Source organism: Streptomyces sp. NPDC059524 (assembly GCF_042749255.1).
Lineage (GTDB): Bacteria > Actinomycetota > Actinomycetes > Streptomycetales > Streptomycetaceae > Streptomyces > Streptomyces xanthii.
The window spans coordinates 1-6,653 of the sequence record NZ_JBHYTK010000008.1; the positions used below are offsets into that span (position 1 = coordinate 1).

8 protein-coding genes are annotated in these 6,653 nt (G+C 68.8%); 5 read left to right on the forward strand and 3 right to left on the reverse strand.

Annotated elements, in window-relative coordinates:
- Positions 1-125 precede the first annotated feature (125 nt).
- Positions 126-1,634 (forward strand): glycosyltransferase family 87 protein, encoded by a 1,509-nt coding sequence (locus ACFW9D_RS03545; protein ID WP_384617280.1) that lies wholly within the window; start codon positions 126-128, stop codon positions 1,632-1,634.
- 92 nt (positions 1,635-1,726) lie between these two features.
- On the opposite strand, the gene ACFW9D_RS03550 is transcribed toward ACFW9D_RS03545, so the two are convergent.
- The 3 genes from ACFW9D_RS03550 to ACFW9D_RS03560 all read right to left on the reverse strand — a co-directional run bounded on the left by ACFW9D_RS03550 (position 1,727) and on the right by ACFW9D_RS03560 (position 4,476).
- On the reverse strand, positions 1,727-2,758 hold the full coding sequence (locus tag ACFW9D_RS03550) for an alanine racemase (RefSeq protein WP_188337947.1): 1,032 nt from the start codon (positions 2,756-2,758) through the stop codon (positions 1,727-1,729).
- 146 nt (positions 2,759-2,904) lie between these two features.
- Positions 2,905-4,026, reverse strand: coding sequence for a peptidoglycan bridge formation glycyltransferase FemX (gene femX, locus ACFW9D_RS03555; RefSeq protein ID WP_188337946.1), 1,122 nt, complete (start codon positions 4,024-4,026; stop codon positions 2,905-2,907).
- Positions 4,027-4,155: 129 nt separating this feature from the next.
- Entirely contained in the window at positions 4,156-4,476 is a 321-nt protein-coding gene (locus ACFW9D_RS03560; protein WP_188337945.1) for a hypothetical protein, read from the reverse strand.
- 289 nt (positions 4,477-4,765) lie between these two features.
- Between ACFW9D_RS03560 and rpsF the strand changes: the two genes are divergently transcribed.
- From rpsF to rplI, 4 genes are all read left to right on the forward strand, one after another.
- Complete coding sequence (gene rpsF / locus ACFW9D_RS03565; protein ID WP_005482942.1) at positions 4,766-5,056, forward strand: 30S ribosomal protein S6; 291 nt, start codon at positions 4,766-4,768, stop codon at positions 5,054-5,056.
- 74 nt (positions 5,057-5,130) lie between these two features.
- Complete coding sequence (locus ACFW9D_RS03570; protein WP_188337944.1) at positions 5,131-5,733, forward strand: single-stranded DNA-binding protein; 603 nt, start codon at positions 5,131-5,133, stop codon at positions 5,731-5,733.
- A gap of 63 nt (positions 5,734-5,796) precedes the next feature.
- Positions 5,797-6,033: a 30S ribosomal protein S18 gene (gene rpsR, locus ACFW9D_RS03575; RefSeq protein WP_003949403.1), complete on the forward strand. Its 237-nt coding sequence runs from the start codon at positions 5,797-5,799 to the stop codon at positions 6,031-6,033.
- Between the two features lie 18 nt (positions 6,034-6,051).
- A complete protein-coding gene (gene rplI, locus ACFW9D_RS03580; protein WP_188337943.1) occupies positions 6,052-6,498 on the forward strand; it encodes a 50S ribosomal protein L9 in 447 nt (148 codons plus the stop codon).
- Positions 6,499-6,653: the final 155 nt, after the last annotated feature.

A 6,653-nucleotide genomic window follows, 5' to 3' on the forward strand; every position in this document is an offset into this window, starting at 1 on the left:
TTCACAGCCTCGATAAATCTCTTGTTTAAACTCTCCAACAGAGCCTCACCCCATTACAGGGGGGCGCGCCCCCACCAGGCGGCCGCGCCGCCCCCCTCGCCCTGTACCCAGACTCGTACGGCAGGATGTGCGGCATGCCCAGTGCAGAGACGACGCATGTGAAGCCGGAGGAGCCGGAGCAGGTGCGGCCGACCAGGGAGGACAAGGTCGCCGCCGCCGGCAGCGAGTTCCTCGGGGGCCCCATCGGGTGGCGGGCCCTCACCGGCCGGTCCTGGTGGACCCCCGTACGGGTCATCGCGCTCGTCATGATCGGCATGTTCGCGCTCGGCATGGTGCAGAAGTTCCCCTGCTACGACGGCGCCTGGTTCTACGGCGCCAGCTCGCAGTACACGCACGCCTGCTACTCGGACATCCCGCACCTCTACCAGGGCCGCGGATTCGCCGACGGCCTCATCCCGTACTTCGACCGGCTGCCCGGCGACATGGAGTACCTCGAGTACCCGGTGCTCACCGGTGTGTTCATGGAGGTCGCCGCCTGGCTCACGCCCGGCAGCGGCACCATCCAGCACCAGGAGCAGGTGTACTGGATGGTCAACGCCGGGATGCTGATGATCTGCGCCGCGGTCATCGCCGCGTGCGTGGCCCGGACGCACCGCAGGCGCCCCTGGGACGGCCTCCTGGTCGCTCTCGCGCCCGCGTTCGCCCTGACCTCCACCATCAACTGGGACCTCTTCGCCGTGGCGCTCACCGCCGCGGCGATGCTGATGTGGTCCCGCGGCCGCACCGTCGCGTTCGGCATCCTCATCGGGCTCGCCACGGCCGCCAAGCTCTATCCCGCGCTGCTGCTCGGCCCGCTGTTCGTCCTGTGCTGGCGCGCCGGGAAGTGGCGGGAGTTCGCCGTGGCCGCGTTCGGAGCGGTCGTGGCCTGGCTGGCCATGAACCTGCCGGTGATGCTCATGGCGCCGGACGGCTGGTCGAAGTTCTACACCTTCAGCCAGGAACGGGGCGTCGACTTCGGCTCGTTCTGGCTGGTCATCTCCCAGCACATGGACACCCCGCTCGACACGGACGTGGTCAACACCCTGGCCTCGGCCCTCATGGTCCTGGCCTGCCTCGGTGTCGCCGCGCTCGCGCTGACCGCGCCGCGCAGGCCGCGCTTCGCGCAGCTCGCGTTCCTGGTCGTCGCGGCCTTCATCCTCACCAACAAGGTCTACTCGCCGCAATACGTCCTCTGGCTGATCCCGCTCGCCGCCCTGGCCCGGCCCAAGTGGCGGGACTTCCTCGTCTGGCAGGCCTGTGAGGTCGTGTACTTCCTCGGGATCTGGATGTACCTCGCGTACACGACCAGCGGCGACAAGCACCAGGGACTGCCGACCGACGGCTACCAGGCCGCCGTGATCACCCACCTCCTGGGCACGCTCTACCTCTGCGCGATCATCGTGCGCGACATCTGGCTGCCCGAACGCGACGTGGTGCGGCGCTCCGGCGACGACGATCCGTCGGGCGGGGTGCTGGACGGGGCCGAGGACCGGTTCGTCTTCGGGCATGCGGCCTACGTGGCTTGGGAGAAGGAGCACGAGGCGGAGCCGCCGCCACCGGTGAACTGGGGCAAGGACCCCGACGGTTCACTCTGAGCGAACAGCCCGTCAGGGCACGCTCAGAGCGCGCGGAAGGGGCCGGACACCGCTGGGTGTCCGGCCCCTTCCGTTCGGCTCTGTGGCGCCCCTCAGCGGTCCACGAGACGGTCGAACTGCGTGGTGGTGTGCCGCAGATGGGCCACCAGCTCCTCACCGACCTGCGGCTCGGGAGCGTCCGCGGGCACGAACAGGATCGACACCTGCATGTGCGGCGGCTCGGCGAACCAGCGCTGCTTGCCGCCCCAGACGAACGGCGCGAGATTCCGGTTCACCGTCGCGAGGCCGGCGCGGGCGACGCCCTTGGCGCGCGGCATGACGCCGTGCAGCGCCTTCGGGGCCTCCAGGCCCACCCCGTGCGACGTACCGCCCGCCACGACCACCAGCCAGCCGTCGGAGGCCGCCTTCTGCTGGCGGTAACCGAACCGGTCGCCCTTGGCGACCCGCGTGACGTCCAGGACGGCGCCGCGGTACTCGGTCGCGTCGTGGTCGCCCAGCCACAGGCGCGTGCCGATGCGCGCGCGGAAGCGGGTCTGCGGGAACTGCTGCTGCAGGCGCGCGAGTTCCTCGGCCTTGAGGTGGCTGACGAACATCGTGTGCAGCGGCAGACGGGCCGCGCGCAGCCGGTCCATCCAGCCGATGACCTCCTCGACGGCGTCCGAGCCGTCGGTGCGGTCCAGCGGCAGGTGGATGGCGAAGCCCTCCAGCCGCACGTCCTGGATGGCGTGCGCGAGCTGCGGAAGGTCCTGCTCGCTCACCCCGTGCCGCTTCATCGAGGACATGACCTCGATGACGACACGGGCGCCGACCAGGCCGTGGACGCCGTCCACGGAGGAGACGGAGCGGATGACGCGGTCGGGCAGCGGCACCGGCTCCTCGCCGCGCCGGAACGGCGTCAGGACCAGCAGGTCACCGCTGAACCAGTCCTTGATCCGGGCGGCCTCGTACGTGGTGCCCACGGCGAGGATGTCCGACCCCATACGGGTCGCCTCCTCCGCGAGGCGTTCGTGGCCGAAGCCGTAGCCGTTGCCCTTGCAGACGGGGACGAGCCCCGGAAACTGCTCGAGCACGTGCTTGTGGTGTGCCCGCCAGCGCGCGGTGTCGACATAGAGCGTGAGCGCCATGGCCGGTCCCGGAACCTTTCTCGTGGCTGCGGTGTATCAGAGGTATGAAGAAACTTTGGAGCTACGTGAATTGTGCCGGGTCCGCCCCGGAAGCGGGGCGGGTGGGGCCGGGGAGGACCTGTGACGGTCCCCCGCACGGCCGCCGGTCAGCGCCGCGACATGTAGATGTCGAGCGCCTTGTGCAGCAGCTTGTTGAGCGGGAAGTCCCACTCGCCGAGGTACTCGGCCGCCTGCCCGCCCGTGCCGACCTTGAACTGGATGAGGCCGAAGAGGTGGTCCGTCTCGTCGAGCGAGTCGGAGATACCGCGCAGGTCGTAGACCGTGGCGCCGAGCGCGTAGGCGTCGCGCAGCATGCGCCACTGCATCGCGTTCGAGGGCCGGACCTCACGGCCGATGTTGTCCGAGGCGCCGTAGGAGTACCAGACGTGCCCGCCGACGACGAGCATCGTCGCGGCCGACAGGTTCACCCCGTTGTGCCGGGCGAAGTACAGCCGCATGCGGTTCGGGTCCTCGGTGTTGAGGGCCGTCCACATCTGCTGGAAGTACGAGAGCGGACGCGGCCGGAAGTGGTCGCGCACGGCCGTGATCTCGTACAGACGCTGCCACTCGGCGAGGTCCTGGTAGCCGCCCTGGACGACCTCGACGCCGGCCTTCTCGGCCTTCTTGATGTTGCGCCGCCACAGCTGGTTGAACTGCTTGTGGACCTCTTCCAGGGAGCGGTTCGCGAGCGGCACCTGGTAGACGTAGCGGGGCTGCACGTCGCCGAAGCCGGCGCCGCCGTCCTCGCCCTGCTGCCAGCCCATGCGGCGCAGCTTGTCGGCGACCTCGAAGGCGCGGGGCTCGATGAAGTCCGCCTCGATGTCGCGCAGGCGCTTCACATCGGGGTCCTGGATGCCCTTCTTGATGGAAGGGGCCTCCCAGCGGCGGATGATGACCGGCGGGCCCATCTTCACGGAGAAGGCGCCCTGCTGCTTGAGGTGCGCGAGCATCGGCCGCAGCCACTCTTCGAGGTTCGGCGCGTACCAGTTGATGACCGGGCCCTCGGGCAGATAGGCCAGGTAACGCTTGATCTTGGGCAGCTGGCGGTAGAGCACCAGGCCCGCGCCGACCATCTCGCCGGTCTTGTCGTCGAACCAGCCGAGGTTCTCGGAGCGCCACTCCGACTTCACATCTGCCCATGCGGGGACCTGCATGTGGCTAGCCGACGGCAGGCTCTGGATGTACGCCAGATGCTGCTCGCGACTGATGGTCCTCAGGGTCAGGCTCATTCGGGGCGCTCCTCGGGCTGGTGTGTCCCCATGGGTACAGGGGCTCCGGCTCTCGCGCCGAAGCCTACTGCGCCCTGCGAGCGCCCCGACTGGCCGTATGGAGGTCAGTCCGCGTCGGACCGTGTGACCTCAGCCGATCACGCCGCCGAAGAGGCCTCCGTGCGCCATGCCGATGAAGAAGCCGACCGCCGAGGCACCGAGCCCCAGAATCATCCCGAACCGCTCGCGGGTCGTCACCGAGATGAACTGGCCGTACGCCCCGGTCAGGATCCCGACGAGCCCCGCCCAGGAGCTGAGCAGGTGCAGCCCGCTCCAGATCGAGGTGATGATCGCGATCGCGCCGAGCACCACCGTCACGCCGAGCAGCGTGTCCTGGAGCGGATGGGGCTTTCCGTCCGTGGCGAGAAGAGAGCCGGCCGTGGTGCTGTTGGGTCGCATTGCTTGTGCCATGAGGGCACCTCCTGCGGAAGGCGGCGCATCGTAGCGCCATACACACCCGATGTGTACAGAGTGCGGCTGTCCGCTGCCGGATTTCAACCGGAAGCCGAGGTGCGGGTAGTCTGTACCGTCTGCATCGGTGTCTGTCCACATCCCGACCAGGGATGCAGGCCCGCTGATCTGCTCGGCCCTCCTCTACGAGGGCCGATTGTCAGTGGTCCCCGATACCGTTGCTCACGCATAACAACCCTCCTGCCACGGAACGACCGTGGCCGCTGAGTCCAAAGGAGGTGGGTTCCACATGCGTCACTACGAGGTGATGGTCATCCTCGACCCCGATCTGGAGGAGCGCGCTGTCGCCCCCCTGATCGAGAACTTCCTCTCCGTCGTCCGTGAGGGCAACGGAAAGGTGGAGAAGGTCGACACCTGGGGCCGTCGTCGTCTCTCGTACGAGATCAAGAAGAAGCCCGAGGGCATCTACTCGGTCATCGACCTGCAGGCCGAGCCTGCGGTCGTCAAGGAGCTCGACCGCCAGATGAACCTGAACGAGTCGGTCCTCCGGACCAAGGTCCTCCGCCCCGAGACCCACTGAACTTCCTAGTTCAGCGGCACTCGGGATTCGAGTAGCAGCAAGCAGTCCGCAGCAAACCCGCCGAGAGGTTTTCCATGGCAGGCGAGACCGTCATCACGGTCGTCGGCAATCTTGTCGACGACCCCGAGCTGCGCTTCACCCCCTCCGGTGCGGCGGTCGCGAAGTTCCGTGTCGCGTCCACTCCCCGCACCTTCGACCGTCAGACGAACGAGTGGAAGGACGGCGAGAGCCTGTTCCTGACCTGCTCGGTCTGGCGTCAGGCGGCGGAGAACGTCGCGGAGTCGCTCCAGCGAGGCATGCGCGTCATCGTGCAGGGCCGGCTGAAGCAGCGGTCCTACGAGGACCGTGAGGGCGTCAAGCGCACGGTCTACGAGCTGGACGTCGAGGAAGTCGGCGCCAGCCTGCGCAGCGCCACGGCCAAGGTCACCAAGACCAGTGGTGGCGGCCGCGGTGGCCAGGGTGGATACGGCGGCGGTGGCGGCGGCCAGCAGGGCGGTGGCTGGGGCGGTGGCCCCGGTGGCGGTCAGCAGCAGGGTGGCGGCGGTGCTCCCGCCGACGACCCCTGGGCGACCGGTTCGCCGGCCGGCGGCGGCCAGCAGCAGGGCGGCGGCGGTGGCGGCTGGGGCGGAAGCTCCGGCGGCTCCGGCGGCGGCTACTCGGACGAGCCCCCCTTCTAGGGACCAGTGCCCTTCCGGGGCCGGGCTCGTACCCACACTTCTTGATCACACAGGAGAAACACCATGGCGAAGCCGCCTGTGCGCAAGCCGAAGAAGAAGGTCTGCGCTTTCTGCAAGGACAAGGTCACGTACGTGGACTACAAGGACACGAACATGCTGCGGAAGTTCATTTCCGACCGCGGCAAGATCCGTGCCCGCCGCGTGACCGGCAACTGCACGCAGCACCAGCGTGACGTCGCCACGGCCGTGAAGAACAGCCGTGAGATGGCGCTGCTGCCCTACACGTCCACCGCGCGATAAGGGAAGGGTGACCGAAAAATGAAGATCATCCTGACCCACGAGGTCTCTGGCCTCGGCACCGCCGGCGACGTCGTCGACGTCAAGGACGGGTACGCCCGCAACTACCTGGTCCCGCGTGGTTTCGCGATCCGCTGGACCAAGGGTGGCGAGCAGGACGTGGCGCAGATCCGCCGCGCCCGCAAGATCCACGAGATCGCGACCATCGAGCAGGCCAACGAGATCAAGGCCCAGCTCGAGGGTGTCAAGGTCCGTCTGGCCGTCCGCTCCGGCGACGCCGGTCGTCTGTTCGGTTCCGTCACGCAGGCTGACGTCGCTTCGGCGATCGAGACCGCGGGCGGCCCGAAGGTCGACAAGCGCCGCGTCGAGCTGGGCTCGCCGATCAAGACGCTGGGCGCCCACTCGGCGACCGTGCGTCTGCACCCCGAGGTTGCCGCCAAGGTCAACGTCGAGGTCGTCTCTGCCTGAGCCCTGCTCTGAGCAGCGCTGAAGCGAATGTGGGGGGGGGGCCCCCCCGGGGGGGGGGGCCCCCCCCGCCGGGGGGGGGGGGGGGGGGGGGGCGCGCGGGGGGGTTTGTGACGGGGGGGGGGGGGCGGGGTGTGGGGGTGGATGGGAGTGTGAGG

What these genes read in the sequence shown, in the direction of transcription:
- ACFW9D_RS03560 (WP_188337945.1), bottom strand. Translation starts at nt 4,476, where the DNA reads ATGGCACAAGCAATGCGACCCAACAGCACCACGGCCGGCTCTCTTCTC.
- rplI (WP_188337943.1), top strand. Translation starts at nt 6,052, where the DNA reads ATGAAGATCATCCTGACCCACGAGGTCTCTGGCCTCGGCACCGCCGGC.
- rpsF (WP_005482942.1), top strand. Translation starts at nt 4,766, where the DNA reads ATGCGTCACTACGAGGTGATGGTCATCCTCGACCCCGATCTGGAGGAG.
- rpsR (WP_003949403.1), top strand. Translation starts at nt 5,797, where the DNA reads ATGGCGAAGCCGCCTGTGCGCAAGCCGAAGAAGAAGGTCTGCGCTTTC.
- femX (WP_188337946.1), bottom strand. Translation starts at nt 4,026, where the DNA reads ATGAGCCTGACCCTGAGGACCATCAGTCGCGAGCAGCATCTGGCGTAC.
- ACFW9D_RS03545 (WP_384617280.1), top strand. Translation starts at nt 126, where the DNA reads ATGTGCGGCATGCCCAGTGCAGAGACGACGCATGTGAAGCCGGAGGAG.
- ACFW9D_RS03570 (WP_188337944.1), top strand. Translation starts at nt 5,131, where the DNA reads ATGGCAGGCGAGACCGTCATCACGGTCGTCGGCAATCTTGTCGACGAC.
- ACFW9D_RS03550 (WP_188337947.1), bottom strand. Translation starts at nt 2,758, where the DNA reads ATGGCGCTCACGCTCTATGTCGACACCGCGCGCTGGCGGGCACACCAC.